The organism is Ruminococcus sp. 5_1_39BFAA (assembly GCF_964240875.1).
Taxonomy (GTDB): Bacteria; Bacillota; Clostridia; order Lachnospirales; family Lachnospiraceae; genus Blautia_A.
In genome coordinates, this window is record NZ_CAXSVO010000019.1 from 1 (window position 1) to 25,109 (window position 25,109).

At 43.8% G+C, this 25,109-nt stretch carries 30 protein-coding genes, 1 tRNA gene and 1 riboswitch; of the genes, 1 reads left to right on the plus strand and 30 read right to left on the minus strand.

All coding sequences use genetic code 11. The annotated features are described in order from the left end of the window. Window positions 1-71: 71 nt before the first annotated feature. The 22 genes from ACESZH_RS16665 to ACESZH_RS16770 form a co-directional block, all read right to left on the minus strand. Complete coding sequence (locus ACESZH_RS16665) at window positions 72-812, minus strand: hypothetical protein (RefSeq protein ID WP_373217787.1); 741 nt, start codon at window positions 810-812, stop codon at window positions 72-74. Between the two features lie 79 nt (window positions 813-891). Next, complete coding sequence (locus ACESZH_RS16670; protein ID WP_373217789.1) at window positions 892-1,686, minus strand: hypothetical protein; 795 nt, start codon at window positions 1,684-1,686, stop codon at window positions 892-894. Continuing rightward, window positions 1,683-2,006 carry a helix-turn-helix domain-containing protein gene (locus tag ACESZH_RS16675; protein WP_373217790.1) on the minus strand — a complete coding sequence of 108 codons (324 nt, stop codon included), beginning with the start codon at window positions 2,004-2,006 and terminating at the stop codon, window positions 1,683-1,685. The genes ACESZH_RS16670 and ACESZH_RS16675 overlap by 4 nt, the downstream gene beginning before the upstream one ends. Further along, a complete protein-coding gene (locus ACESZH_RS16680) occupies window positions 1,984-2,121 on the minus strand; it encodes a hypothetical protein (RefSeq protein ID WP_279199101.1) in 138 nt (45 codons plus the stop codon). Before ACESZH_RS16680 ends, ACESZH_RS16675 begins: the two co-directional genes overlap by 23 nt. 80 nt (window positions 2,122-2,201) lie before the next feature. Next, window positions 2,202-2,489, minus strand: a complete 288-nt coding sequence (locus ACESZH_RS16685) for a DUF6809 family protein (protein ID WP_373217791.1) — start codon at window positions 2,487-2,489, stop codon at window positions 2,202-2,204. A 22-nt stretch (window positions 2,490-2,511) separates the two neighbouring features. Further along, window positions 2,512-2,847, minus strand: coding sequence for a DUF6050 family protein (locus ACESZH_RS16690; RefSeq protein ID WP_373217793.1), 336 nt, complete (start codon window positions 2,845-2,847; stop codon window positions 2,512-2,514). Beyond that, window positions 2,840-3,916, minus strand: a complete 1,077-nt coding sequence (locus ACESZH_RS16695; RefSeq protein ID WP_373217794.1) for a DUF6017 domain-containing protein — start codon at window positions 3,914-3,916, stop codon at window positions 2,840-2,842. The genes ACESZH_RS16690 and ACESZH_RS16695 overlap by 8 nt, the downstream gene beginning before the upstream one ends. A 24-nt stretch (window positions 3,917-3,940) precedes the next feature. After that, entirely contained in the window at window positions 3,941-4,825 is an 885-nt protein-coding gene (locus ACESZH_RS16700) for a ParB/RepB/Spo0J family partition protein (RefSeq protein WP_373217795.1), read from the minus strand. Then, a complete protein-coding gene (locus ACESZH_RS16705; protein ID WP_373217796.1) occupies window positions 4,818-5,594 on the minus strand; it encodes a ParA family protein in 777 nt (258 codons plus the stop codon). Before ACESZH_RS16705 ends, ACESZH_RS16700 begins: the two co-directional genes overlap by 8 nt. Before the next feature lie 17 nt (window positions 5,595-5,611). After that, complete coding sequence (locus ACESZH_RS16710; protein ID WP_196801905.1) at window positions 5,612-5,779, minus strand: hypothetical protein; 168 nt, start codon at window positions 5,777-5,779, stop codon at window positions 5,612-5,614. Next, window positions 5,766-6,239, minus strand: coding sequence for a DUF6075 family protein (locus ACESZH_RS16715; RefSeq protein ID WP_373217797.1), 474 nt, complete (start codon window positions 6,237-6,239; stop codon window positions 5,766-5,768). The genes ACESZH_RS16710 and ACESZH_RS16715 overlap by 14 nt, the downstream gene beginning before the upstream one ends. A 275-nt stretch (window positions 6,240-6,514) precedes the next feature. Next, entirely contained in the window at window positions 6,515-7,675 is a 1,161-nt protein-coding gene (gene rlmD / locus ACESZH_RS16720; protein ID WP_373217798.1) for a 23S rRNA (uracil(1939)-C(5))-methyltransferase RlmD, read from the minus strand. Between the two features lie 26 nt (window positions 7,676-7,701). After that, complete coding sequence (locus tag ACESZH_RS16725; protein WP_373217799.1) at window positions 7,702-8,349, minus strand: GTP pyrophosphokinase family protein; 648 nt, start codon at window positions 8,347-8,349, stop codon at window positions 7,702-7,704. Between the two features lie 160 nt (window positions 8,350-8,509). Beyond that, window positions 8,510-8,824 carry a hypothetical protein gene (locus ACESZH_RS16730; protein WP_373217800.1) on the minus strand — a complete coding sequence of 105 codons (315 nt, stop codon included), beginning with the start codon at window positions 8,822-8,824 and terminating at the stop codon, window positions 8,510-8,512. 39 nt (window positions 8,825-8,863) lie between these two features. Then, window positions 8,864-10,156, minus strand: a complete 1,293-nt coding sequence (locus ACESZH_RS16735; protein ID WP_373217801.1) for a DNA polymerase IV — start codon at window positions 10,154-10,156, stop codon at window positions 8,864-8,866. Window positions 10,157-10,358: 202 nt separating this feature from the next. Beyond that, window positions 10,359-10,898 (minus strand): phosphatase PAP2 family protein, encoded by a 540-nt coding sequence (locus ACESZH_RS16740; RefSeq protein ID WP_373217803.1) that lies wholly within the window; start codon window positions 10,896-10,898, stop codon window positions 10,359-10,361. Beyond that, window positions 10,895-11,869, minus strand: coding sequence for an LCP family protein (locus tag ACESZH_RS16745; RefSeq protein ID WP_373217805.1), 975 nt, complete (start codon window positions 11,867-11,869; stop codon window positions 10,895-10,897). The genes ACESZH_RS16740 and ACESZH_RS16745 overlap by 4 nt, the downstream gene beginning before the upstream one ends. A 17-nt stretch (window positions 11,870-11,886) precedes the next feature. Then, window positions 11,887-12,672, minus strand: coding sequence for an immunoglobulin-like domain-containing protein (locus tag ACESZH_RS16750; protein WP_373217807.1), 786 nt, complete (start codon window positions 12,670-12,672; stop codon window positions 11,887-11,889). 68 nt (window positions 12,673-12,740) lie between these two features. Beyond that, on the minus strand, window positions 12,741-13,478 hold the full coding sequence (locus tag ACESZH_RS16755) for a YveK family protein (RefSeq protein WP_373217808.1): 738 nt from the start codon (window positions 13,476-13,478) through the stop codon (window positions 12,741-12,743). A 12-nt stretch (window positions 13,479-13,490) separates the two neighbouring features. Further along, on the minus strand, window positions 13,491-14,198 hold the full coding sequence (locus ACESZH_RS16760) for a CpsB/CapC family capsule biosynthesis tyrosine phosphatase (RefSeq protein WP_373217809.1): 708 nt from the start codon (window positions 14,196-14,198) through the stop codon (window positions 13,491-13,493). Window positions 14,199-14,262: 64 nt separating this feature from the next. Next, window positions 14,263-14,961, minus strand: a complete 699-nt coding sequence (locus ACESZH_RS16765) for a polysaccharide biosynthesis tyrosine autokinase (RefSeq protein ID WP_373217810.1) — start codon at window positions 14,959-14,961, stop codon at window positions 14,263-14,265. A gap of 173 nt (window positions 14,962-15,134) precedes the next feature. Beyond that, window positions 15,135-16,232 (minus strand): 3D domain-containing protein, encoded by a 1,098-nt coding sequence (locus ACESZH_RS16770; protein ID WP_373217812.1) that lies wholly within the window; start codon window positions 16,230-16,232, stop codon window positions 15,135-15,137. 228 nt (window positions 16,233-16,460) lie between these two features. On the opposite strand from ACESZH_RS16770, the gene ACESZH_RS16775 reads away from it, so the two are divergent. Next, window positions 16,461-16,533 (plus strand) — tRNA-Gly (locus ACESZH_RS16775). Between the two features lie 108 nt (window positions 16,534-16,641). Here the strand turns inward: ACESZH_RS16775 and ACESZH_RS16780 are convergent. From ACESZH_RS16780 to codY, 8 genes are all read right to left on the minus strand, one after another. After that, complete coding sequence (locus tag ACESZH_RS16780) at window positions 16,642-17,826, minus strand: phosphoribosylaminoimidazolecarboxamide formyltransferase (protein WP_373217813.1); 1,185 nt, start codon at window positions 17,824-17,826, stop codon at window positions 16,642-16,644. Between the two features lie 14 nt (window positions 17,827-17,840). Continuing rightward, a complete protein-coding gene (locus ACESZH_RS16785; RefSeq protein ID WP_373217815.1) occupies window positions 17,841-18,554 on the minus strand; it encodes an IMP cyclohydrolase in 714 nt (237 codons plus the stop codon). 227 nt (window positions 18,555-18,781) lie between these two features. Next, a riboswitch (ZMP/ZTP riboswitch) is annotated at window positions 18,782-18,864 on the minus strand. 68 nt (window positions 18,865-18,932) lie between these two features. Then, a complete protein-coding gene (locus ACESZH_RS16790; protein WP_373217817.1) occupies window positions 18,933-19,688 on the minus strand; it encodes an N-acetylmuramoyl-L-alanine amidase family protein in 756 nt (251 codons plus the stop codon). Window positions 19,689-19,690: 2 nt separating this feature from the next. Beyond that, window positions 19,691-21,148, minus strand: a complete 1,458-nt coding sequence (guaB, locus tag ACESZH_RS16795; protein WP_373217819.1) for an IMP dehydrogenase — start codon at window positions 21,146-21,148, stop codon at window positions 19,691-19,693. Between the two features lie 91 nt (window positions 21,149-21,239). After that, window positions 21,240-21,743 carry a DUF6106 family protein gene (locus ACESZH_RS16800; protein ID WP_373217820.1) on the minus strand — a complete coding sequence of 168 codons (504 nt, stop codon included), beginning with the start codon at window positions 21,741-21,743 and terminating at the stop codon, window positions 21,240-21,242. Between the two features lie 119 nt (window positions 21,744-21,862). Beyond that, complete coding sequence (gene groL / locus ACESZH_RS16805; RefSeq protein ID WP_373217821.1) at window positions 21,863-23,485, minus strand: chaperonin GroEL; 1,623 nt, start codon at window positions 23,483-23,485, stop codon at window positions 21,863-21,865. Window positions 23,486-23,549: 64 nt separating this feature from the next. Next, the gene (gene groES / locus ACESZH_RS16810) at window positions 23,550-23,834 is read right to left on the minus strand and encodes a co-chaperone GroES (RefSeq protein WP_373217822.1); all 285 of its coding nucleotides are present in this window, start codon (window positions 23,832-23,834) and stop codon (window positions 23,550-23,552) included. A 297-nt stretch (window positions 23,835-24,131) separates the two neighbouring features. Continuing rightward, entirely contained in the window at window positions 24,132-24,917 is a 786-nt protein-coding gene (codY, locus tag ACESZH_RS16815; protein WP_373217823.1) for a GTP-sensing pleiotropic transcriptional regulator CodY, read from the minus strand. Window positions 24,918-25,109: the final 192 nt, after the last annotated feature.

The following is a 25,109-nucleotide window of genomic DNA, read 5'->3' on the forward strand; positions in this document are numbered from 1 at the left end:
AAATAAAGACAGAAAACTGAGCAACCTGTTGACAAGCGATGAAATCACATCAGCGACAGCTCATGAAATCGCTAACAATTTACACTGTTTACCAAACTTTTTCTAACCAACACTTGATCCAAGCAATGCCAATATGAGGTCATATAATCTTTTTCATGATAAAAGCTACCATACATCTCTGTATCTTCTGATATATAATGTAAAATAGGATTATAAAATCGCTTTCGCTTTGAACTATTAGGATTTGTTAGCTCACTCTTATCTATAATTGTTTTAAATAAAACCGCATTAAATGCATATTTACTTAATAATTCTTCATCATATGGATTGGCATTGAGATCACCAATGACTATTGTATTGTTGCATTTTAGCAATTCTTCCGTTTGCTCAATATCTGCTACCAATCTTTTTATTGTATCTATCCTTTCCGCAGATTTATAATTTCTCCTGTCTTCCAGATGAACCGCTGCCAAAAGATAGTCTTTCACCGCTGTTTTTACATTGTATATACTATACCTATTTTGTTGCTGTAAAATCGTAACAGAAAAGGTGTTTTTTGCTATCAACGTCACTTTTCTATCGTCTTGTGCTGCCAAAATACGACCATACATCTTCCCTAAATTCTTTTCTATGTTAATAAAATTTATTCCGTTAAATTCTGAGAAAACAGCAATATCAACATTGTTTTCAACTATACAATCAATAATATAATCTTCTATTGCGTTTCTTTTTAGATTCCAAAATAAAATATTAAGCAACTCATCACACCTTCGTTTTTCATTTCCTATATTTTTAGTACTACAAACACCCAATTAGCCCCTATCGCTAATATAAACAGTATACACTATTTTTACAATGTATAAAAGCATGGAGTTAATTGTATAATAATCATTACAAAAGAAACACCGTTGAAAACTGAATGTACAATTTATCCTCTTCCCACCTTGCCATATCCATCATCATACACTGAAACATTACATCCACATCTTCCAACCGATAAATCCGGTTACAGATCTCCGACACATCTTCCAGACTACCTTTTTGCAATGCCAATTCCTTCCGGTACATCAAACACTGCAAATACAATGATGTCAGATGCTTCCTGCTAAAGATCAGCACCGCAGTTTCTTCTCCATTTACCCTGCATTTTCTCTTTTCCTTTTCTTCCTCTGTCAGACTCAGGACACACTTCACATTTTCTACATACACATCCCCGTCAAAAGATGGCTGTTTTTTCTTAATCCACTGCTTTGCCGCCATTTCCATCCGCTTTCTGTCAAACTCTGATTTTGCTGTCCGGAAAGTCGGCTGTTTCCCTGCAGCATCCATATAAACATTGCTTTTCAATAGCTTACCAGCAATACCTCCATACTCCCCAACACGGAAAAAATAATCAAGAAGCTGGTTCATTTTTGCCTGACTGTCAACCAGATGGTAACTGTCTTTTCCAAATTCCATTCCTTCAAAATGTACCGGTGCGCTTCCCTTGCTGATCTCTTTCTCAATCGTTCTTAATACATCTCTCTGTGACTCCATCTTATCCTCCAATTCTTTCTTCTCATTCTCCTGAAATCTACGTTCAAATAAAATCCCCATTTCTTCATCTGCCCTTTTACCGACAACCAACAATGGATAAAAAAACAATGCCATAACTACCTGCGCTGCCAGAAAATAAACTACAATCATCTCTGTTCCCCCTGTTCCAATATTCTTCCGATGTTTTCCCATTTAAAAAACGGACTAATTTTTTTCAACACTGCAATCAGATCCGCTTCATTCTCAATCTCAATATCTATAAATTCTATTACACTGACCCCAAGCCCACCGGCTATCTTCTTTAACTGGTCAAGCTTTGGTTTTCTTATACCCAGTTCATACTTCCGGATGGTGTTTTCGTGAATGCCTGCTCTTTTCCCAAGCTGTTCCTGCGACAACCCTTTTTGTTGACGAAAATATCTAATTTTTTCTGCTACATCCATCTGCTCAATTCCTCTCTTTTTCTTCATATCCAAGATTCCCTATTTCCTCTTCCAGTTCTTTTGCTGACAGAACAAAACAGCATACCAGAAATACAAAAAACAAGAATGTGACAATAATCACACCTAACAACACAATCTCCATCTTCATTCTCCTTGCTCCATGTCCTCATAGGCAGAGAAAAAGCAACCAGATCAATAAACCGGCTGCTTCTCCTTCATGGGTTATTCTGTTTTATTATCTTCCAGTGTAAATGCCTCCGCTGTCAGGCGTATCCCCATTGCCATTCCCTGCATAAAATGCTCCCCGTTTTCCATGGCAGTAAGCTGTGCTGAATAGTCTTTGTAATCCTGAAACATCTGTGCCAGTTCCGGGGATAGACGGCTGGCAAGCTCCACTTCCAAGGTATTGCATAATTTCATGGTATCATGGTATTCTTTCTTTCGGGGACAGCACTGCTCTCTTGGCATGACACCTTCATAAAACATCTGCTCCATCAATTTTCTGTCCATCTCAGACCTCCGTTTCATTCAATTATCGACACACACCAGTCATTCGTGTAACTCCCGAAACAAGTCCCTTTGCCAGTGTAAAAACCGCTTCCAGCAAACGCCATACCAGTATGAAACTACCGATAGCACCACCGACCAGCAGATTCAATGCAAATATCCCAACTGTTTCACCAATGCCGTAACCGCTTGGTATCAACCAGACAAACATCTTCTGTACCCCAAACGGTATTCCCATCAGGAACAGCAGTTTCCAGTAATCAATGCAGCCCTCTGCCATACACAGTGGCCGGAAAACCATTGCCAGAAAAAGGACTGCCATCACCGGCCATATTACTTTTTTCCAAATTTCCTTAACCATTGCTCCAACCTCCTCCATACATATCATGGTTGACTTCTGCCCTGTAGTAATTTCCAATCGTGCTTGGGGCATTGAACAGGCAGGTCAACAAATACGCTTTTACATTCCGGACCTTTGTTGTCGTATCATGCAGGCATTCAAGCACATACTGGACATGGGAATAATTTACCTTCAGAAGCTTATTTTTTACAAACTGATACGGATATTCAGCCCCGCTGATCATAACGGTCTCCCGGTCAATGCTAATAGTCTCAACCAGAAGCTCTACGATCTCGTCTATGTACTCGCGGTCACCAGTCCTGCATCCCTGGATTAAAATGTCATAATCAATATTGGTTTTCACAATATCGGTGTATGCCTGTATGACATCCATCGCATCCATCCTATCTTCTGTCCTGTTGCCCTGCACTTCCACTGATGGATTGATAAGATCAGTATTACTCTTATTATTCTTGTTAATATTAGTATAATTAGAGTCTGATTTGCCGACCTCGGCAAGTCGGCTTTCCCGACTACGATAAGTCGGTTTTTCCGACCTCAAGAAGTCGGTTTTATCGACCTCGAGAAGTCGGTTTTTCCGACCACGAGAAGTCGGTTTTTCCGACCATGATAGGTCGTTATTTCCGACCTGGTCCATCTGTTTACTGCTTTCAAGTGACTTTGTATCTTCTGCTTCCTGCTCCGATGCTGCGTTTTCTTTTATCAGGAAACTTTTTACATAAATAACATCCGGTTTGCCAAATCCCTGCTTCACACGTTCAATCAATCCAATTCCTTTTTTGGTATCCAGTTCAGCAAGTGTTTTCATTCCTTTATCTCTTCCACAATTCATGTACTGCATGACCTGCTCCAGAGTAAAGATGATATACACCCTGTCCTCCTCGTCAATCCAGTTGTTTTTGATGGACAAGGACATTCTGTCCAGCATCAGACCATAAAGCACTTTTGCATCGCTGGACAGATCCTTGAAATAGTCATCTGTGAACAATACTTTGGGAATACGGTAAAAAGCAAACTGCTCCGACTCATAACCATGGAAATAATCAAATTCAACATCGTGTTTTGCCATTTTGCTTTCCCTCCTTCCCATTTCTTACTGGCTGTTTTTCCAGTTCTCAAGCAATTCAAAAATGACCTGTTCTATCTGTTGGTTACTGTAATCTTTCGGAAAATACTGCTTCACTTTACCCGGCAGCGTTACTTTTCCCGTTTCTTTCTTTTCTTCGCACAAGATCAGTTCCACAGCAAGCTCCGTCAGTTTTCCCTCTTCACTGTGCTTTTTCAGTTGATCTGCCATTGTTCCGCTTACAGATGCTGCTCTCCCGACAACGCACTGCAGTACCCATTCCTGTTCTTCTTTTGAAAGATAAGAAAGAGAGACCGCTGGAGAAACTTTAATCTTTCCTCTGTCTACCAATTCCAGCAATTCCGGAAGAAGTTCCGTCAGCCTGATATACCTCTGTACCTTTCTTCCGCTGTCCCCGGCTTCCTTTCCTACCAGATCGGCTGTCTCGGCATCGCTCCCGGTTTCAGATTTCACTCCCTGATGTTTCAAAGCCTCCAGTTTCATCTTATAAGCAAAGGCTTTTTCACTTGGCAGTATGTTATCTCTCTGGATGTTGGAATCTACCATGATCACCACGGCTTCATCATCTGAATAGTTCCGGACAATCACCGGCATGGTATCTCTGCCAGCCAGCTCACAGGCTCTTTTTCGTCTATGGCCAGCAACCAGTTCGTAACCGCCCTCGGCTCTTGGTCTTACCAGTGCCGGATTAAGTACACCGTAACTCCGGATACTCTCTACAGTTTCATCCATCTTCTCATCATCCAGGACATGAAATGGATGGTTTTTAAATGGGAACAATTCCGCCAACGGGACTTCAATTACTTTGTCCATGTCAGTATCATCTATTTCACTGATGCCAAGCAGATCGTCATAAGTGGTTAACTGAATATCCTTCTGTGGTCTACGCACGGTTCAACACCTCCTGCGCCAGCATTTCATAGCTTTTTGCACCTTTGCTCCGGCTGTCATACTCAAAAATACTGATCCCTTCCGAGGCAATCTCCGCTATCGCTTCTGAACGGGGGATGGAGTTTTCAAATACCCTCATTTCCTTTCCATACGCCGCTTTGACGGCTTTCTTATTACGTTTGGAATTGTTATACCGAGCGCTATCCATCGTAAACAGGATACCTTCCACCTCAATTTCCGGATTAAAACGCTTTTTTGTTCCTTTCACTACTTTCAGCAGTTCCGTCAATCCATCCGCAGCATAATACTGTGGCTGAACTGGTATCAGTACACTGTTGGCAGCACTCATGGCATTGATCGTCAGCATACCCAAAGATGGCATACAGTCGATAATGATAAAATCGTAATCGTCTGTCATCATTTCCAGATATTCTTTCAGAACCTTTTCCCGGTCATCCACTGTAATCAAAGACATGTCCATACCTGTAAGCAGTTTATTGGACGGAACCACGTCCACGCCTTCTTTATGATGTAAAACTGCTTCTTTCGGGTCAAACTCTATCCCCATGATGATGTTTTCCATCATGTTCTTCAATGTCACCCGGATATTTTTCGGGAACCCCAACCCGAGGGTAAGATGCCCCTGCGGATCAGAGTCAACCAACAACACTCTCTGTCCCATTCTGGCCAGTCCAACACCTAAATTGATGCTTGTGGTGGTCTTTCCGACTCCACCTTTCTGGTTAGACACCGCTATCACTCTGCACATAACTTTATCCTCCTGACTCACTGTCTGTTCTTTTCTACTTCTGCATACACACGAAAATACTTTTTTGTCCCTTTATTGGCATACGGCTCGGAAACATCCAACACGTTAATTCGTTTATCCCTTTCAAGGATTTTTTTGAACCATTTAATATCATTTGTTGTTCCTTGAAGCCTAATTTTCAGCATACATATCCTCCCAATCCTGATAGAAGCAGTATTCCGGATAACGGATTTTAATTGCCTCCCAAAAATATCTTGCATAGCCGCAGCAAAAAAGTTCTTCCACGGTATAACAACTGCATTCTTCCAGTTTTCTTTCTGCATCTTCGATATCCAAAACACTGGGCGTTCCATTGCAGTAAAGGTTATACGCCATCCGGACCACTTTCATACTGCCGCTGGTCTGCCAGCCTTCATACAGACATTCCGGCTTAACATATCCTTCTTTAAAATCATAAATTCTGTCCACATGATCTCTTGTGTCTGAATTTAATCCGAGACAATATACCAATGCCTTGTGATACACATCCTGATATCTGCACTTCGGCAGATATTCCATGTAAAATTTCTTGTGTGCTTCGTTCTTAAAAGTTATTGTGCGAGTAGATTTCCCGCTGTTTGCACCTAACGCTGTACTGTTTTTCACGTTTCTTTCCTCCTGTTATTTGTATTGAAAAAGGCACTCCACTATGGAATGCCCTATATAAAAAATAGGGACACTTTTACTTCAAGTATCCCTATAATCTATCAACTATCTGATAGTCCACTATTCACTTTCATATTCAGGATTTTTTGTGTTCCCTGTACCGAGGTCTAAGGCAACAACTACGGTTACTCTCTTCACAAGTATCTTTTCCTTGTGATTTTCACCGATTTTGTTGAAACTGAAAAACTCTACAAAGTGCGTAAATTCAAGGACTTCTAGGTATCTTTCCTTTGTAGTCCCACCACAGTCTCCACATGATTTGTGAAACAAAACATATCAACCGGCTGTATTCTTTTGACTATGTAATCCTTTTTGGTAAGGAATGCCAGATCCCGTGCCAGGGTTTCGGGATTGCAGGAAATGTAGACTACTTTTTGCGGATTTAGTTTCAGAAGGGAGGACAAAAATTTTTCATCACTTCCGGCGCGAGGCGGGTCCATGAATACTACGTCTGTTTTTTCACCTGCAGAAGCCAGTGCTGTCATAAATTCCCCGGCGTCTCCCTGGAGGAACCGGACATTGGAAATTTTATTTTCTCTTGCGTTAATCTTTGCGTCACGGACAGCATCTTTATTCAGCTCCACTCCAATAACCTCTTTTGCATGGGCAGCGGCGATCAGGCCGATCGTACCGATGCCGCAGTAGGCGTCAATCACACGTTCTTTTCCAGTAAGCCCTGCATATTCGACTGCTTTTCCATAGAGGACCTCTGTCTGGATTGGGTTCACCTGATAGAAAGACTTGGGAGATATCCGGAAGGTACAGCCGCAAAGGGTATCGCGGATGAAGCCCTTGCCATAAAGCACGATTTCCCGTTCTCCCAGTACCATGCTGGTTTTCTTATCATTGATATTAAGCACAACTGTGGTAATTTCCGGGTGCGCCTTTCGAAGCGCCTTGACAAAATTATTTTTTGACGGAAAAATCGGAGAAGCTGTTACCAGAACCACCATCACTTCTCCGCTTTCAAATCCTCTTCTCACCAACACATGACGCAAAAGCCCGTATCCACTGTCCTCATCGTATGTCTTAATCTTGAAGGACCTCAGCATTCCCCGAATCGTTCGGATGATCTCCTGACTTTTTTCATCTTCTATCAGGCATTTCTCAATAGGAACCACCCTATGGGAATTCGCCTCGTAAATACCGGAAATAATATTTCCCTTTCTGTCCCGGTCAAATACTGCATGTACTTTATTGCGGTAATAATAGGGATTCTCCATCCCTATAACAGGGTTGACCTTGCCGAATTTATTTAAAAGTCCCTGGACTTGTCTCTGTTTCTTTTTTAGCTGTTCCTGGTAAGCAACACCCTGATACTGGCAGCCGCCGCACTTTTTAGCACTGGTGCATCCTGCAATTTTCTTTTCTTCCATAACCTCTCCCGCTCCTCAATTGCTGGCTAAATTTCGTCGATCCGATTCCTCAGCTTCATCATCTTCTGATCCAGCGCTGCAATCTCTTCTGAATAATTTTTCAGCTCTTTGCTGGCTTTTTCGGCACCGGACACGTTCTTTTTATACATAAGCTGGTATTCAAGCACAGACCAGAAATCCATGGCAATCGTGCGAATCTGGATTTCCACTCTCTTTGTCTGGGAATTTTCATCATAATAAATAGGAATATCCACAATCAGATGCAGGCTCATATAACCGTTTTTCTTTGGCTTTGAAATATAGTCTTTTTCCTTAATTACCTGGATATCCTTCTGTTTTTTCAGAATATCTGCAATCTCGTACACATCATCCAGAAAAAGACAAACGATACGCACTCCGATCAGGTCATTCAGAGTTTTCTGTGCGGTTTTTAAATCCGTATCCAGCTCCTTCCGCATCAGTTTGGCGTAAATGCTCTCCGGCGATTTTATCCTTCCTGTAATGCTTCTCACGCTTTCCCTCTGGTACTTCAAGGATAGCTGCTCATCAATGATCTTCGCCTTTGCCTCCACAATGCTGATCGCATACTGACATTGTAAAAGATACTGGTCTTTCCGCATATCCTTTCTGATTTTTTCAATTATTTCTGATTTTGTATTTTCTTTATTATCCATATTTTCACCCGACTATCACTTTCGCTTGTGCCGTACCGCCGCAGTCCATGCTGCTCTTCCAGCTTACATCACTAAATAGCTACATTATAGCATGAAAAAAGCCCCCTCACAATCTCACATCTGTAAAATCCGCGTAAAAATAGCCTTTTACTCCGTACTTTCATGCTCTCCACACAAGCTTCCACTCCTGCCGTTCTGTGTAGTATAAAAGCAGAAATTCATATCTCACTGCTGAAATCTCAGCGTTGCAACAAAACTCCAATGTGGGAATGCCGCAATAATTTTTCTGCTCGCTGGAAATTACATGCACATGGGAAATTGTATGAATTTCGCCATCTTCATCGCAAAATTTTATCATTTTGGGCATGACCTCTCCCCGGCTGGTAAACCAGACATAACATGCCACGCTGCTCTGTCTGCCCCTTACCTGTCCCTCATCAGGCTTCTGAGAGTTAATCCCGATACCCATTCCCATACTTAGCACCTCCATTCCTGTCACATCAACTAAACAAACTTACTGAATCACCAGTCTCGAATAATCTACTACCCGCTTCTCCCTGGAAATTCCTCCCTCCATATGATCCAGTGCCCTGGCTCCCGGATGCCCCCGTGCTGTATCACTGATAAAAACAGCCCTTTTCACTGCATCAATTCCATATCGTCTGCGAATGGTATCTATGGTTCTGTCCAGCTTTTCCAATTTTATATAGTCCGTGTTATCAAACAGATCCAACTGGCGATTTCCTGTTTCCTGGCTCAGTCTGCTGGTATGGATACCCATTTGACGGATCGGTGTCTCTTTATCCCAAAGCTGATCCAAAAGTTCACAGGCATACTGATAAATCTCCCACGTAATATTAGTAGGATTTGTCAGTATCATCTGATGGCTCGCATATTTTAGCGCAGAGCTTTTGACTCCCACGGAAATAATCTCTGCCTCCGCCTGATTCTCACGAAGTCTGGATGCCACAGTTTCCGCCAGTGCTAAAAGAACCAATCTTGCTGTGCCAGCGTCCTCAACGTCAAAAGGTGTGGTGGTCGAATTGCCATATCCTTTCTGCGGCGGAGCTTCCGCTATTACTTCGGAAAAATCAATCCCATTTGCAAAGTTCCAGACAGTTTCCCCCTGCTGTTTCAAATGGCATCTCAGAAGTTCCCTGTCAGCCTTCGCCAGCTCTCCTATCGTGTAGATTCCCATGGCATGAAGCTTCTTCGTGGTAGCTCTGCCGGCAAAAAACAGCTCTTCCACTGGCAATGGCCACATTTTTTCCGCAATTTCCCCTGGAAATATGGTGTGGACCAAATCCGGTTTTTTTAGCTCTCCTGCCATCTTTGCCAGAAGCTTATTCACAGAAATTCCGATATTCACTGTAAAACCCAGCTCCTCCCGTATGCGGTCCTTTATGGCACAGGCTGTCTCCCTGGGAGTGCCGAATAGATGGACGGTTTCTGTCATATCCATAAATGCCTCGTCAATAGAATAAATCTCTACATCCGGTGTATATTCCCTTAGTATATCCAAAAATGCGTGGGAACATTTCTCATAAAGCGAATAATTAGGCGGTGCTGTCATAAGCTCCGGACATCTTTCCAGCGCTTCCACCACACTCATCCCTGTATAAATCCCGTACTTCTTCGCTGGCAGGCTTTTTGCCAGAATAATTCCATGACGCATAGCAATATTGCCGCTGATAGCAGATGGAATAGTACGAAGATCCAGCGTCCCGCCCAGGTGATAAAGTCTGTATGCCGCCTCCCACGACAAGAAGGCGCTGTTTACATCCACATGAAATATCAGTTTTTCCAAACGTTTGTTCCTCCTTGTTTCACACATTATATCAGAACATTCGTTCGTTTTCAATAGGAAGTTACATCCAGACACACATTCGTGCTAATAAAAAAGGTACTGGAAACCTACTATGATTTTCCAGTACCTTTTTCGTTACTGTTCACTCGGGATATCCCGCGGAGCGTGTTGCTGTGAACGGAGTGAACAGTAACCCTTTTTCTCATATCTTTTCTTTTGTTTTCCAATACCGGTTCACAAGGGCAAACGCCAGAATGCTTGCCGCCAGTCCCACGAAAAATCCTCCCAGCACATCTGTAGGATAATGCACCCCCAGATACAATCTGGAAAAAGTAATCAATACAGCTAATATCATCGCCGCTATTCCGAACTTTTTCGGCAGCATCCGCCAATAAATAAAGGCGCTGGCAAAAGATGCACAGGTATGCCCTGACGGAAAGGAATAGTCCGACAATTTCTCCACCAGCGGTATAATAGCTGCACAGGCATCGTATGGTCTTGGCCTGGCAAAAAGATTTTTCAGACAAACATTTGTCATAAGCGCCCCGATTCCCACAGCCAAAAGAGCGGTAAAGCCAACCCGTCTTGTCTGCCTGGGAATCATCAGCACCAGTGCCAGCGCCACCCAGAACCAGCCCACCTCTCCCAAAAAGGTTATGCCCCTCCAGAAGCCGTGAAATGCTTCATTTCGGATGTACTCCTGAATAAACAGTAAAACCGAAGTGTCAATACTCTGAATCATGATTCATTCTCTTCCTGATGGTCATTCTCCACTGTCCCATACAAAATTTCCCGAAGATATTCCCGGTTTTTTCCCAAATCCGGAACCAGAACCTGCATTCCGCGGATTTTTGCGGAACTATAGGCCCCATCTATAGGAATACGGTAAGACTGCAGATCATCAGCCCCGATTCCCAGAACATCGATCGCATACCCCAGCATTTCATCCAATGAAATATCAGTCGTCACCATAGGAAGGACATCCTTTATCAGACTTCCCAGCGTGATGATTCCTGCATCCTTCAGTTTGTCGAATGCCGCCATGACCACATCCCTCTGACGTTCCGTACGGCGGTAATCTGAATTTCCTATGGAGCGGTTTCTGGCATGGATCAGCGCCTGCTCTCCATTTAAGTGATTGACTCCTTCCTGCAGATCCCATTCACTGTTAAATGGCTGAGGATATAACACGCTCTGATCACGTCCGCAGATGTAATCTGCCTCCGCCTGCGTCAGCTCCAGATCAATTCCTCCCACTTTATCTACCAGTGTCTGAAAAACCTCGAAATCCACCTCCACATTTCCGTCAATATGAATTCCGAAATTTGTTTCTATGGTTTCATCCAACAATTCCATTCCGCCAAAAGAATAAGCGGCATTAATGCGATTATCCTGGTAACCGGGTATCTGCACATATAAGTCCCTCATAAAAGAGGTAAGGCTGATACATTTATCCTTTTTGTTCATTGTGGCAAGAATCATGGTATCCGAACGCTGCCTGTCTTCGCCTTCCCGTCTGTCCTGGCCGATCAGAAGGATATTGATAATATCCTCATCCTCCATGATTTCCGTGTCCGCCTTCTGTTGCTCCTCTGTCTCAGAGCTGGCTTCAGCAGCCTGAACCTCCCCAATGGAGAAATGGCCGAAGCATACTGCTCCGACCAAAAATACTGCTGCCGCCCAATTCAGAATTTTTCTGTGAGTGTCAAACATCTTTCTTTTCCTCCGGTTTATTCAACCACAACCGTCAACACTGCTCCGTTAGAAGAATTTCCCGCAGAGTCCACTACATAATATGTAAGTTCATAGGTTCCCGGTGTGTTTACGTCTACATTGCCAGTAATCTGAATCTTACGGTAAAGCTCATTGGTAGCATCCGTATCATCCTCAATATCCTTCACATAACTCAGCCTGTCAATGGATGTGCCCTTTGCGATCTTCAGATAATAGGTTGTAAGATAAAAGCGTGGATCCTGAGGATTCAGCTTGGAAATTTTTTCTTCTTCCCGCTTCTGAGCCTTTTCCTCTTCTGTCAGATTCTCCTCTGACTCCTCCTGCTCTTCGTCTTCAGTCTCTCCATCGCTTTCTTCCGGCATATCGAGATCTTCTGATTCATCTCTTTCCTCAGAAGTATCTGCTTTTTTCTGCTTTTCTTCTCCTTCAGACTCAGATTCTCCGGAATCCTTCTTCCCATCTGTTGTCATATAGTAAGTAAACTTAGTAACATTGTTGCTGCTGTCTTTTGCCACATAAACAACAGTGACCTTATCCCCGTTACTATTGGGATAAATATTCTCAACCTTCAAGGTATCGGAAACATCTCCGTCTTTTTCATCTACCGCCTTTACGTCTTCTAAAAGTTCTTCTGTCGTCATATCCTGGCTGTATATATTATTTTTACCGCTTTCCACAACGATTTCCGGTCCCTTGCTGTCAGCCATGGTATATAGCCACACCATCGCACCTACAAGACCTGCCGCAATTACCGCCATGAACACTACCAACCATTTACGCATCTCAAGCTTACTCCCTTGCTTTTTCTTAAATAGTTTGTAAATAACTTTACTCTATGGCTCAGCCATTTTTATTTTCGGCGCTTCCTTGATTTTTGTCTTTTTGATTTTGTCTCTTCTGCCATAAGCGGTATATTTCCCAAAACGCTTAATGCCAGGTAACGCTCCACATCTTCCTCTGTCTTAATGGTATCATTTGTGAGATAAACGATGATCACAACTGCCATGGCAATGATCACGCCCAGAAGCCCACCGATAATTCCATTCTTGGAAAAGCTCGGGCTTGCTTTCTCACTTGGTATATTTGCACTGTCTACCACATTAACAGCCTGGATATCCATAACAGCCTGGATATGTTCTGCCGCCATATCGCGGACTGCATTCGCAATCTGGCTTGCTGTATATGGATCCTCATCTTTTACAACAATAGAAACGATTCGTGTATCAGTAGCTGTTTCCACGGAAAGCTTTTTCAAAAGCTGTTCGTAGCTCATATTCAGATTAAGCTGTGCGATCGCTCCCTCCAGTACCGTACGGCTTGTGATCAGAACCGCATAGTCCTTGGTCAGCTGTGCACTGGTCTGCATATCCTGGCTCGTCAATGTATTGCTGTCCTGCTTGGTCAGCACCACGATCTTAGTGGTGGACTCATACTGCGGGGTAATCAGGAGCATCGTCCCGATAATGGAAACCACACCCAGAATAATTCCCGAAAGGATAATGATGCCAAGCTTACTAAGGATAAGGTGAAATATTTCCCCTAAATCAATTTCAATTTCCTCGCTATTGTTTATAACCTGATTTTCCATTCTTTCTCTCCATCACCCTGTAATTTTCTTTGGATTGTCTATAAAAATTTTCTTTGCGTAACGGGAACCCATCATTTTTTCTATCTGGTCACAGCACCTGCCGATTTCCGGAACACGTTTGGATTTGTCATGTCCGTCCGTGCCTACAAAATCCAGCAAATCCTCCTTGATCAGCTTTTTGCAAAAATGCTTTGCTGTAAAGCCGTCCTTTCCGGTGATGCTGTCTGTATTTACCTGAATGTATGCCCCCATATTTCTAAGCTCGTCTACAAAATCTAAATCTCCCTTTACCGCACGATAACGCTCTACATGCGCGATGATGGGATAATAGCCCCGGCGTATCAGTTCCTGACACCTGTCTCTGATATAAGATTTTTCATCTATGGTGCTGAACTCTGTCAAAACATACCGGGAACCTGCCATGGTAAGGCGCTCTCCGCTCTTTAAGCAGCCTGCCATATCCATGCTCGCGTGAAGCTCGCAGCCAAGGTACATCTCAATGCCGATCTCCTCAGCTATCGCCCTTACTCTCAAAAACTGTTTCTTTACCACATTCAGCGGCGGCTCAAACATGTCGTACCGAAAATGCGGTGTGGCAATGATATGCCGCACTCCTTCGTCATATTCCTTCTGGAGCATCCAGCGGGACATTTCCAGATTCTTGGAGCCGTCATCAACTCCCGGAACAATATGACAATGGATATCATAAATACCTTTCATTCTATACTCAGCCCGTTTCTATATTATGTTCAATCTTCATGTTCAAGTAAATTCCGGTGGAGTATCAGTACTCTCCATACTTGCCGTATTTGCCGTATTTTCCATATTTTCCGTACTTACCATAGCGTCCGTATTCTTTACTGTCCACTTTATTCAGGACAACACCTATGATCGGACAGTTTGATTTTTCCAACTGTGCCTTCACTTCCTGCACGAAATGATAACTGATGCTTCCGGATTCGATCACGATCACGGTTCCGTCACAGGAGTCCGCGATGACAGCACTGTCGATTACACGACCAAGAGGCGGGGTGTCGATAATAATATAATCATACACATCCCGTACAAGCCGGATCATTTCTTTAAAAAGGCGGCTGCCCAGCAGCTCTGCAGGATTTGGCGATACTACTCCTGAAAAAATAATATGGAATTTAGGAATGTTCGTAGCACAGATAACGTCAGAAAGCTTTGCCTGTTTGGAGAGATAATGAGTCAGACCAATAATCTCCTCTTCCACCTCAACTCGTCCCATCAACACAGATTTACGAAGGTCCGCATCGATCAAAAGTACGGATTTTCCGCTCTCTGCCAGAGATGCTGCCAGATGGAAGGTAACATTACTCTTTCCTTCATTGGGGGTACAGCTTGTAAATGCAATTACTTTTTTGTCTGCACCGCAGAATTGGATATTGGTACGAAGTGCTTTGTAGGCTTCGTCCATGGAATGCTCCAATTTCCAGTTGTTGATTTTTACTTTTACCATAGCTCTGTTTTCACCTTTATCTTTTTATTCTCCTGATACCCGCAGGCTCATCATCCTTCGGGAAAACCATTTATAAATGCTTTTTCTGTCTCATCACAATGTCTGCCAAACTATTATACACTATAAAAACATGCTTGACTAGTCTAATTTCCAAGAATATTGCCGATGAACTGTCATTCTTCCAGAAGATATACCTCTGTATAGAACACACCCTTGCTTTCGCCTTCCTCATGACTGCCGACATAGACATCGATACAGTTTTCCTTGATCGCACCTCCGCAGTCCTCGGCTACATAAATCTGTCCGTTAATCACAACCTTGGAACCATACGGAATCTGATTTGGGTCCACCGCTATGGTCCGGTTTGTTACTGCAATGACGCCTGTGGAGGTGATGCCGTTTGCCCAGGGGCCGCAGCATATACTGCATGGACAGTAATGAGTGATCCGGAACATGCCCAGGGGCCTTAATGCCGCGTCCGAAGAAACAGAAATCGGAGTTCCTTCAACAACGCCTGCTACCGCTGCCGCTCCATCGTTTGTGGAGGTTACTCCATCCACAGCATCTGCAAAAATGCCTTCCCCGGAGCTTTTGTGAATGCTTCCGGCCTCTACGGTTCCATCACTGGTAGAAGTATCTGCCTGCGCCATCTGTGAACCTTCGTTGTAGCCCTCCAGAACATTGGTTGGAATATATCCCTCCTGATCGGAACCGGAAGTATCCTCATAAACGATCCGGCTCCAAATACCGTCTATAGAGCCTGTCCGCACCACTTCGTCATCCTCCAGTACCTCACCAACCACCTCACCGTCCTTTCTTCCCGGAAAATCCAGGATATCGCAGTCCTGAACTGCTGTTACGGTGTCTGAAACTGTCTCCACGACCGCTTGGTCACTGAGATGATCATTGGGAACATATCCGTTTATCTCCGCTCCATCTTCTTTTTGCACTGTCACTTTGCTCCAGCTATTGTCGCACACAGCCACACGCTGAACCGTGGTGCCGAAAAGGGCCTCCCCCAGGTCTTCGCCTCCGTCTCCGGGCTTGGAACGGATGATGGCGCTTTTTGCTATCACATACAGCGTATCATTTTGGGCCACTGCAGTGACTGTGCCGCCGGCCCCGTCATCAAGCTGAAAGCTCTGTGGTGCTTTGTTTTCCTGATTGTATGACGTGATCGTCTCCTCATAATTCATTACGTTTGCTGGGATTTCTGCCGGAATCAGTAGAGACGCACATATGGCTACTATCATAAATGTCTTTTTTCTCATCAGTCATTCTCCTCCTGCTGCCTCATATGCAGCCTGATTTACTTCCCCTACTTTTACTTATGATAGCACAGAGTGTTTTTATTTGCAATTTGCCTGAAAGGTTTCATAAAGTTTTAAGATTTATATTTTTTTCCAATTTTCAAATTTTTTAAAAAAAGTATTTGACAAACCATAGGTTTTCATGTATTATATATCTTGTCGCTGAGGTAAACACCTCACAACAAAAATGCGATAGTGGCGTAGTTGGTAACGCGCGACCTTGCCAAGGTCGAGACCGCGGGTTCGAGCCCCGTCTATCGCTCTTAGGACTCTGAGAAAACTCAGAGTCTTTTTTTGTCTGTCTTTTGACATAAAAATTTCACGGAACCAACGCCGCAGCCGACACTGATCCCGTGAGCATTTAAATTCTTTAGTGATGGAACAAACGGATCCCTGTAAATGCCATTACCATATTATATTTATTGCAGGTAGCGATCACATCCTCATCCCTTACAGAACCGCCCGGTTCCGCAATATATTTTACGCCGCTCTTGTAAGCACGTTCAATATTATCGCTGAATGGGAAGAACGCATCGGAGCCAAGAGTCACATCTGTCATCTGATCCAGCCATGCTCTCTTTTCCTCCCGGCTGAAGATCTCTGGCTGACGGGTAAAGCTCTTCTGCCAGTTTCCTTCTCCAATCACATCCATATACTCCTCGCCGATATACACGTCAATAGCATTGTCACGTTCTGCACGTGAAATCCCCTCTTTAAAAGGCAGATTAAGAACCTTCGGACTCTGGCGCAAAAACCAATTATCAGCCTTCTGTCCTGCCAGTCTGGTACAATGCACACGGGACTGCTGTCCTGCTCCAACGCCGATCGCCTGTCCGCCTTTTACATAGCATACAGAATTGGACTGGGTATATTTCAGTACAATAAGAGAAACCTTCAAATCACGTTTTGCTTCCTCGGAAAGCTCTTTATTCTCAGTCACAATATTGGAGATCAGCTCATCATCAATGGCAAGCTCCTGTCTTCCCTGCTCAAAGGTGATGCCGTAAACCTGCTTGTGCTCCAGCGCTGCAGGCACATAATCCGGATCGATCTCGATCACATTATAATTTCCTTTTTTCTTCTGGTTCAGGATTTCCAGAGCTTCCTCTGTGTAACCTGGAGCAATAACACCGTCAGAAACCTCTCTCTTAATAAGAAGCGCTGTGTCCTTGTCGCACACATCCGACAAAGAAATGAAATCACCGAAAGAGGACATACGATCCGCACCGCGTGCTCTGGCATATGCGCAGGCAAGCGGTGAAAAATTTTTCCAGTCCATATCATCTACCCAGTAGATTTTTGCCAGTGTCTCATCAAGAGGAAGACCGATGGCAGCACCTGCCGGGGAAACATGCTTAAAGGAGGTTGCAGCGGGAAGGCCCGTTGCTTTTTTCAGATCCCGAACAAGCTGCCAGCCATTGAAAGCATCCAGAAAATTAATATATCCCGGTCTGCCGGAGATCACCTTGATGGGAAGCTCAGAACCGTCCGCCATATAGATTTTGGATGGTTTCTGATTCGGGTTGCAGCCATATTTTAATTCTAATTCCTTCATTGAAAATTCCTCCTTTATTTGTTTTTATTTACAATTTTTGTCTCGTACTTTCCGGTTGCAATGTCAATATATCTCACGAACAGAGAAACCTTGTTATCCTCGTTAAGGCTTTCCCACAGCATTTCTGTAAAAGCATCCATATCATCAGGAATCGCTACCAGCTTTGGCTCTCCTTCAAAGCTTGGAAGCGGATCTCCGTCGCACTTGTAAGTATGGATAAAATGCCCTTCTCCTGCCTTTGCATTCTCATATGCAAAGGTGTAACGGTTACAGGAGGATGGATCACCGTTGTTGCTCTTTAAAATGGACATTGCGTAATTGTAACCGCCGTTTTCCAAATGAAGAATACCGGAAATACGCGGCGTATAATTTGGTCCGTCAGGCTCGAATTCGCGGCATCTCAGGGACTGCTCAAAGGTAAGCTGATGATCCATTCCTTCATAGATCGTATCGGTCTGGTCACCATTTGTAACGATCGTCTTATTTCCAAGTACACGTACCGGAGCGTAAATGATCAGGCTTGGGTCCACAAGCTTGGAGGGATCAAACGCCTGAGTGCGGATACCTTCTCCGTCTTCCACAAATACGCGGTTTCTGCTGTTTACGCTTCTGCCCATGATGAAATAAGCTGTTACCGCCTTCGTTCCATCAGCGGAACGCCCGATGATGATTCCTCTTCCCGGGTAAGAATTCTCTTTCAGCTCTTTTTCCAGTGATAACATTTCCATAATCTGCTCTCCTTTTCATAAAATGAGGTGTAGTAAAAAAGTGTGCGCCTTGGCGCACACTTGCGCCGGAGCGCGGTTGCGTCAGCAACCATTTTCCTCTTGCGCGCAGTGCGCATTCCCGCAGCGTAAGCTGCGTTTTTGTTTCAAAGGAAAGTTCAGCAAGTTTTCACGCAGAGCAAACTGAAATGCTTTCCTTTGAAATAAAAAACGCCTGGGAAGCCCTTCTTCCAGGCTGCCCAGGCGGTCGGCACAATTGTATTACTGCACTCCCTGTAGGTATCCCTACTTTCCGCCAGTCATGCAGCACCTCTATTATAGTACAATACTTCTCTGCAATTTTCAAGATACAAAATATATTTATTCCCATTTACAGCTAAATTATAAGCTTTTATCCATTTCTATCTGTGCTGCAATATCTGCCTTCATCTGCTCCCACGCTTCCGGATGATCCACATAATATTTTGGACATTCCTTTCCCGTCACATCGTAGTGCCGGATCACATTGTCCTGAGTCAGACCAAACCTGAGACAAAGCCATGCAGCAAGCTTTACCACAGATTCATATGTAGCGTCATTAAAAGCCCCGCTCTCATCAGGATGACAGCATTCAATGGACAGAGTATCCACATTCCTTTCGTTGGTAGCATAGGACAGCTCCGATGTGGGAATGCACTGGATCACCTCACCCTCCAATCCAACCACGAAATGACTGCTTACCTTTGTTTCATGGGTCTGCGCCAGATTTTCAAAGTAATCCCGGTTATTCTGCGCAGAGGCTCCGGGATTCGCAGTATAGTGGATCGCAATGTAGCTGACATTAGAAATACTTAGCTGCGGTCTGGAATATTCATTTGGAGTCAGAAGCTGCACGTCAATGTACGGTGCTCCCTGTGCCATCCATTCTTCCGGCCCGCTCCCGCTGTTCTGCTGTACCGTTTCTATAATATCCGCTTGCCGTCTGTTCTCCGCCATTCGCAGCGCAAACGTACCTGCCAAAACGAAAAAAAGCGCAAAAAGGATACATGCAATCAACACACGGCGGTTTCTCTGACGTACTCTGCCTTTTTTGCTTTGTCTTTTATCGGAATCAGGCCGCCTTGGATAAGAAGACGGCCTGGGAGTTTTTTTTGTCATTATTATTTGTCATCAAGGCTGTAGTTTGGAGCCTCTTTTGTAATGTGAATGTCATGTGGATGAGATTCTTTTAAAGATGCAGCAGAAATCTTGATGAATTTGCCGGTTGTCTTCAGCATCTCAATATTTTCTGCTCCGCAGTAGCCCATACCGGAACGAAGACCGCCCATAAGCTGGAATACAGTGTCCTCTACATGTCCCTTGTATGCTACACGGCCTTCCACGCCTTCCGGAACAAGCTTCTTTGCATTTTCCTGGAAGTAACGGTCCTTGCTGCCGTTTTCCATAGCAGCGATAGATCCCATTCCGCGGTAAACCTTATATTTTCTTCCCTGATACAGTTCAAAGGTTCCCGGGCTTTCATCACAGCCTGCAAAGATGCTTCCCATCATGCAGACATTTGCGCCTGCTGCGATCGCCTTTGTGATATCTCCGGAGTATTTGATACCGCCATCGGCAATGATCGGGATATTGTAACGCTTTGCGACTTCATAGCAGTCCATAACAGCGGTAACCTGCGGTACACCGATACCTGCAACCACACGGGTGGTACAGATGGATCCAGGTCCGATACCTACCTTTACAGCATCTACACCTGCATCGATCAATGCCTTGGTAGCTGCACCTGTTGCAACGTTTCCTGCAATAACCTGCAGATCCGGGTAAGCTGCCTTAATCTCACGCACAGCTTTTAAGATATTTTCTGAATGACCGTGAGCGGAATCAATTACCACTACATCCACATTTGCATTTACCAGGGCCTCCACACGGGCAAGCACGTTTGCCGTAATGCCTACTGCTGCGCCGCAGAGCAGACGTCCCTGTTCGTCCTTTGCAGCCAGAGGATACTTGATCTGCTTTTCAATGTCCTTAATGGTGATCAAGCCTTTTAAGTTAAAATCATCATCTACAATGGGTAATTTTTCTTTACGGGATTTTGCAAGAATCTTCTTTGCTTCTTCCAGAGTGATTCCCTCTTTTGCGGTGATCAGTCCTTCAGAAGTCATACATTCTTTGATCTTTTTGGTAAAATCTGTTTCGAATTTAAGATCACGGTTTGTAATGATTCCTACCAGCTTGCCATCTTCTGTGATGGGGACACCGGAAATACGGAATTTTGCCATAAGATCATTTGCATCTTTTAATGTGTGTTCTGGAGATAAGAAAAAGGGATCGGTGATAACACCATTCTCGGAACGTTTTACTTTGTCGACTTCGTCTGCCTGGGCTTCGATAGACATGTTTTTGTGGATAATACCAATACCGCCCTGTCTCGCCATGGCGATCGCCATTCTGTGCTCAGTAACGGTATCCATTCCTGCGCTCATCATAGGAATGTTCAGTTTAACTTTTTTGGTCAGGTAGGTTGTGACATCAACCTGATTTGGAATTACTTTTGAATACGCCGGAACTAACAGGACGTCGTCGAAAGTAATGCCTTCACCAATGATAGTACCCATTGCATTTCCTCCCTTGTTTAAATGTTATTGATTTTCAATTTGGTTTGTCCCCTAGTGTAACAAAAAATCAGATACGTGTCAATCCATGAATTTAATCCAAAAATACCTTGCTGGGAGCGCAATTTCTCATGGAATTTGCCAAAGCCTCATCCGGCTCTATGATAACCTTGCAGAGATCCGCGCCGTCTTTGACAATAATAGCATAGCGCTTGTGTTCCGGATTTCCTGATGAAAAATCCAATACCTTCAGCTTCTGGTTACTGTTATAATAATCCATTCTGTGAGAATTCACCGGTGCCATCAGATCTGCTTCCTGCAGCTTCACGTTTTTTACTTTTTTTCTCTTTGTCTTTGCCATGATCTTGTCAATGTCCAGCTCCCCGTTTACAAACAGGTACTCAAATTCAAGATCTGTACCTGGAATGATGAAGTAACATGCTATGCCAAGTGCAATGGCTCCAATCAGAAGAATCGGTGTGATCAGCAGACCTGCTGCAGCAACCAGAGCTGTCAGCACGATCAGACCGTATTTCACCAGCATGTCCTTTGCGGTTCTCTCTTTTTTTACAAGTAACTCAGAATACAAATCGCTCATATCAATATCCTCTCCTTTTAGCCTTACGTATAAGTTTGAAACTATATGAATGAGTATAGCACAAAAAAGGACCAGCGTCTATGACGCCGGTCCTCTTAATTTCAAAAACTTTTTATAAATTACATCATTCCCATGCCCTGTCCGCCAGCCGGCATTGCCGGTGCATCTTCTTTGATGTTTGCAACTACGGACTCAGTGGTCAGTAAGGTGGATGCTACGCTTGTTGCGTTCTGAAGTGCGCTTCTTGTAACCTTTGCCGGGTCAAGGATTCCTGCGCTTACCATATCAACATACTCCTCATTTACAGCGTCAAAGCCTACGCCTGGCTCGGACTCTTTTACTTTGTTGATGATAACGGAGCCTTCCAGTCCTGCATTTGCAGCGATACGGAACAGCGGAGCTTCCAGAGCCTTCAGGATAATGTTTGCGCCAGTCTTCTCATCTCCCTCAAGAGTAGCAGCAAGCTCTGCCACTTTCTTGGTAGCGTGTACATAAGCGGAACCGCCGCCTGCGATGATACCTTCCTCAACAGCTGCTCTTGTAGCTGCCAGTGCATCCTCCATACGAAGTTTTGCTTCTTTCATCTCAGTCTCGGTTGCAGCGCCTACACGGATAACTGCTACACCGCCTGCCAGCTTAGCCAGTCTCTCCTGAAGTTTTTCTCTATCGAAATCGGATTTTGTCTCCTCAATCTGGGAACGGATCTGTGCTACGCGGTTTGCGATTGCATCTTTGTCACCCATTCCGTCTACGATCACGGTATTCTCTTTTGCAACCTTGACGGATTTTGCACGGCCTAACTGAGCCATGGTTGCATCTTTCAGATCAAGTCCAACCTCATCGGAGATAACCTGTCCGCCTGTAAGGATTGCGATGTCCTGAAGCATTTCTTTTCTTCTGTCGCCATAGCCTGGTGCCTTTACAGCTACTACCTGGAATGTTCCTCTTAATTTGTTTACAATCAGGGTTGTCAGAGCTTCGCCCTCTACATCCTCAGCGATGATGAGAAGCTTTGCGCCTGCCTGTACGATCTGCTCCAGTAACGGAAGGACTTCCTGGATGTTGCTGATCTTCTTGTCTGTGATCAGGATGTATGGATCTTCCAGATTTGCTTCCATTTTTTCCATATCAGTTGCCATGTATGCGGAAATGTATCCACGGTCAAACTGCATACCTTCTACCAGATCAAGCTCGGTCTGCATGGTCTTGGACTCCTCAACAGTGATAACGCCATCCTTGGAAACCTTTTCCATAGCGTCTGCTACCAGCTTACCTACTTCCTCATCACTTGCAGAAATAGCTGCTACGTTTGCGATCTGAGATTTTCCGTTTACCTTCTGGCTCATGCTCTTGATAGACTCTACTGCTGCATCTGTAGCTTTTTTCATACCTTTTCTCATGATGATAGGATTTGCGCCTGCTGCCAGGTTTCTCATTCCTTCATGAACCATTGCCTGAGCAAGTACGGTAGCGGTTGTGGTTCCGTCACCAGCTACATCATTTGTCTTGGATGCAACTTCTTTGATGAGCTGTGCGCCCATGTTCTCAAATGCGTCCTCCAGCTCGATCTCTTTTGCAATGGTAACACCATCGTTTGTGATGAGCGGTGCGCCGAACTGTTTGTCAAGAACTACGTTTCTTCCTTTCGGTCCAAGGGTCACTCTTACGGTATCTGCTAATTTATTTACACCCGCTTCTAATGCGGTTCTGGCTTCTGCGCCATATTTGATTTCTTTTGCCATGATTTTTTCCTCCTGAAATTTTTTTAATGTCTATAAGGAAGTCAGCTTGCTTCCGCTAAGTGCTCTACTTAACAACAGCTAAAATATCGCTCTGCTTTACGATGATATATTCTTCGCTCTCAAGCTTAACTTCTGTTCCTGCGTATTTAGAGTAGATAACCTTATCACCTACTGCAACTTCCATCTTTACTTCCTTGCCATCTACAACTCCGCCAGGTCCTACAGCGATAACCTCTGCCTGCTGGGGCTTTTCCTGTGCCTGTCCAGGAAGAACGATTCCGGATTTTGTTGTCTCTTCTGCTTCTAACTGTTTTAATACAACTCTGTCACCTAATGGTACTAATGTCATGATCTATGTCCTCCTTTATTTTTGAAAACCTTCTTTTTCTTACTAGCACTCATTTAAATTGAGTGCTAATCACTGTTCATTATATTATTCAATTCCTTCATTTTCCGCAACCCCTTTCAGAATCGCATTTTAAATTATATTCTCTTTTTATTTCTTTTATACTCATTTTTTCTTTGTTTTTCTCACTTTCTCATTTTTCACAATCTTTTTACATATTAAAAACAATCTTCCATATCAAAACGCAGAAAAAAACTGCCTCCTGCCTGAACTGCAGAAAACAGTTTTTCCTTTGCGCCTTTAAGCCTTTTTATTTCTTTGTACCTTAATTTCATCCAATTCATCAAATATCACTTCATTCAAAACTTTAATATACGTTCCCTTCATACCGGAAGAACGTGATTCTATGACGCCGGCACTCTCGAATTTTCTTAAAGCATTTACAATAACAGACCTGGTAATCCCCACACGGTCAGCAATTTTGCTTGCCACCAGAATGCCCTCATCACCGTCCAGTTCCTCAAAAATATGAATGATCGCCTCCAGCTCTGAGAAGGACAGGGTATTAAATGCTGATTTTACCACCTGTTTCTTTCTGTCTTCCTCAGCATTTTCTTCATGTACGGCACGCATCATTTCCAACCCCACTACAGTAGTGCCATATTCGCTGACAATAATGTCTTCAATGTCGTAGGCTCTGTCCTTGCGGTACATGAAAACAGTTCCCAGTCTCTCACCCGCAATGTCAATGGGATTGATGATTCCCTGATAACTGCTTGACACATGTTCAAAGCCCAGTGTCTGAAGGTTTACGTTTTCCTTCGTAGACAAAACACCCAGGAATCTCTCATTCAATAAAGCATCTACATAACCGCCGACCTTGTCCTCCATAAGCTCTGTGATCTCTTCTACTCCCGGGCACATGCTCACACCCAGAACCTTACCTTTTTTGCTGAGAACAAGAATATTAGAACTTAGGGTTTCCATCAGGACCTGGCAGATATCATTGAATACAACCTTGCTGGAGTTTGAATTGTGCAGAAGCTTATTGATTTTTCTTGTTTTATCTAACAACTGAACGCTCATCTTTTCCTCCTTTCGCCTTTGTTAAAAATATAAAACTGCATGATACTATCATACTACACGTTTTTCCTCATATTTACAAGACATTTTTACTATTTTTCAAATTTGCTTTGCTTTTCTGAAAATATTTTTCTTTCAGGTTTATTAGCTGAAAACACACTTTAAACGACAAAAACGGGAAATTACAGATTATTT

Excerpts from the sequence above, each read along its gene's own strand:
- ACESZH_RS16670 (WP_373217789.1), bottom strand. The coding sequence starts at position 1,686 with ATGATTGTAGTTTATTTTCTGGCAGCGCAGGTAGTTATGGCATTGTTT.
- ACESZH_RS16675 (WP_373217790.1), bottom strand. The coding sequence starts at position 2,006 with ATGAAGAAAAAGAGAGGAATTGAGCAGATGGATGTAGCAGAAAAAATT.
- ACESZH_RS16680 (WP_279199101.1), bottom strand. The coding sequence starts at position 2,121 with ATGGAGATTGTGTTGTTAGGTGTGATTATTGTCACATTCTTGTTTTTT.
- ACESZH_RS16685 (WP_373217791.1), bottom strand. The coding sequence starts at position 2,489 with ATGGACAGAAAATTGATGGAGCAGATGTTTTATGAAGGTGTCATGCCA.
- ACESZH_RS16690 (WP_373217793.1), bottom strand. The coding sequence starts at position 2,847 with ATGGTTAAGGAAATTTGGAAAAAAGTAATATGGCCGGTGATGGCAGTC.
- ACESZH_RS16695 (WP_373217794.1), bottom strand. The coding sequence starts at position 3,916 with ATGGCAAAACACGATGTTGAATTTGATTATTTCCATGGTTATGAGTCG.
- ACESZH_RS16705 (WP_373217796.1), bottom strand. The coding sequence starts at position 5,594 with ATGTGCAGAGTGATAGCGGTGTCTAACCAGAAAGGTGGAGTCGGAAAG.
- ACESZH_RS16710 (WP_196801905.1), bottom strand. The coding sequence starts at position 5,779 with ATGCTGAAAATTAGGCTTCAAGGAACAACAAATGATATTAAATGGTTC.
- rlmD (WP_373217798.1), bottom strand. The coding sequence starts at position 7,675 with ATGGAAGAAAAGAAAATTGCAGGATGCACCAGTGCTAAAAAGTGCGGC.
- ACESZH_RS16725 (WP_373217799.1), bottom strand. The coding sequence starts at position 8,349 with ATGGATAATAAAGAAAATACAAAATCAGAAATAATTGAAAAAATCAGA.
- ACESZH_RS16730 (WP_373217800.1), bottom strand. The coding sequence starts at position 8,824 with ATGGGAATGGGTATCGGGATTAACTCTCAGAAGCCTGATGAGGGACAG.
- ACESZH_RS16740 (WP_373217803.1), bottom strand. The coding sequence starts at position 10,898 with ATGATTCAGAGTATTGACACTTCGGTTTTACTGTTTATTCAGGAGTAC.
- ACESZH_RS16745 (WP_373217805.1), bottom strand. The coding sequence starts at position 11,869 with ATGTTTGACACTCACAGAAAAATTCTGAATTGGGCGGCAGCAGTATTT.
- ACESZH_RS16750 (WP_373217807.1), bottom strand. The coding sequence starts at position 12,672 with ATGCGTAAATGGTTGGTAGTGTTCATGGCGGTAATTGCGGCAGGTCTT.
- ACESZH_RS16755 (WP_373217808.1), bottom strand. The coding sequence starts at position 13,478 with ATGGAAAATCAGGTTATAAACAATAGCGAGGAAATTGAAATTGATTTA.
- ACESZH_RS16760 (WP_373217809.1), bottom strand. The coding sequence starts at position 14,198 with ATGAAAGGTATTTATGATATCCATTGTCATATTGTTCCGGGAGTTGAT.
- ACESZH_RS16765 (WP_373217810.1), bottom strand. The coding sequence starts at position 14,961 with ATGGTAAAAGTAAAAATCAACAACTGGAAATTGGAGCATTCCATGGAC.
- ACESZH_RS16770 (WP_373217812.1), bottom strand. The coding sequence starts at position 16,232 with ATGAGAAAAAAGACATTTATGATAGTAGCCATATGTGCGTCTCTACTG.
- ACESZH_RS16780 (WP_373217813.1), bottom strand. The coding sequence starts at position 17,826 with ATGAAGGAATTAGAATTAAAATATGGCTGCAACCCGAATCAGAAACCA.
- ACESZH_RS16785 (WP_373217815.1), bottom strand. The coding sequence starts at position 18,554 with ATGGAAATGTTATCACTGGAAAAAGAGCTGAAAGAGAATTCTTACCCG.
- ACESZH_RS16790 (WP_373217817.1), bottom strand. The coding sequence starts at position 19,688 with ATGACAAAAAAAACTCCCAGGCCGTCTTCTTATCCAAGGCGGCCTGAT.
- guaB (WP_373217819.1), bottom strand. The coding sequence starts at position 21,148 with ATGGGTACTATCATTGGTGAAGGCATTACTTTCGACGACGTCCTGTTA.
- ACESZH_RS16800 (WP_373217820.1), bottom strand. The coding sequence starts at position 21,743 with ATGAGCGATTTGTATTCTGAGTTACTTGTAAAAAAAGAGAGAACCGCA.
- groL (WP_373217821.1), bottom strand. The coding sequence starts at position 23,485 with ATGGCAAAAGAAATCAAATATGGCGCAGAAGCCAGAACCGCATTAGAA.
- groES (WP_373217822.1), bottom strand. The coding sequence starts at position 23,834 with ATGACATTAGTACCATTAGGTGACAGAGTTGTATTAAAACAGTTAGAA.
- codY (WP_373217823.1), bottom strand. The coding sequence starts at position 24,917 with ATGAGCGTTCAGTTGTTAGATAAAACAAGAAAAATCAATAAGCTTCTG.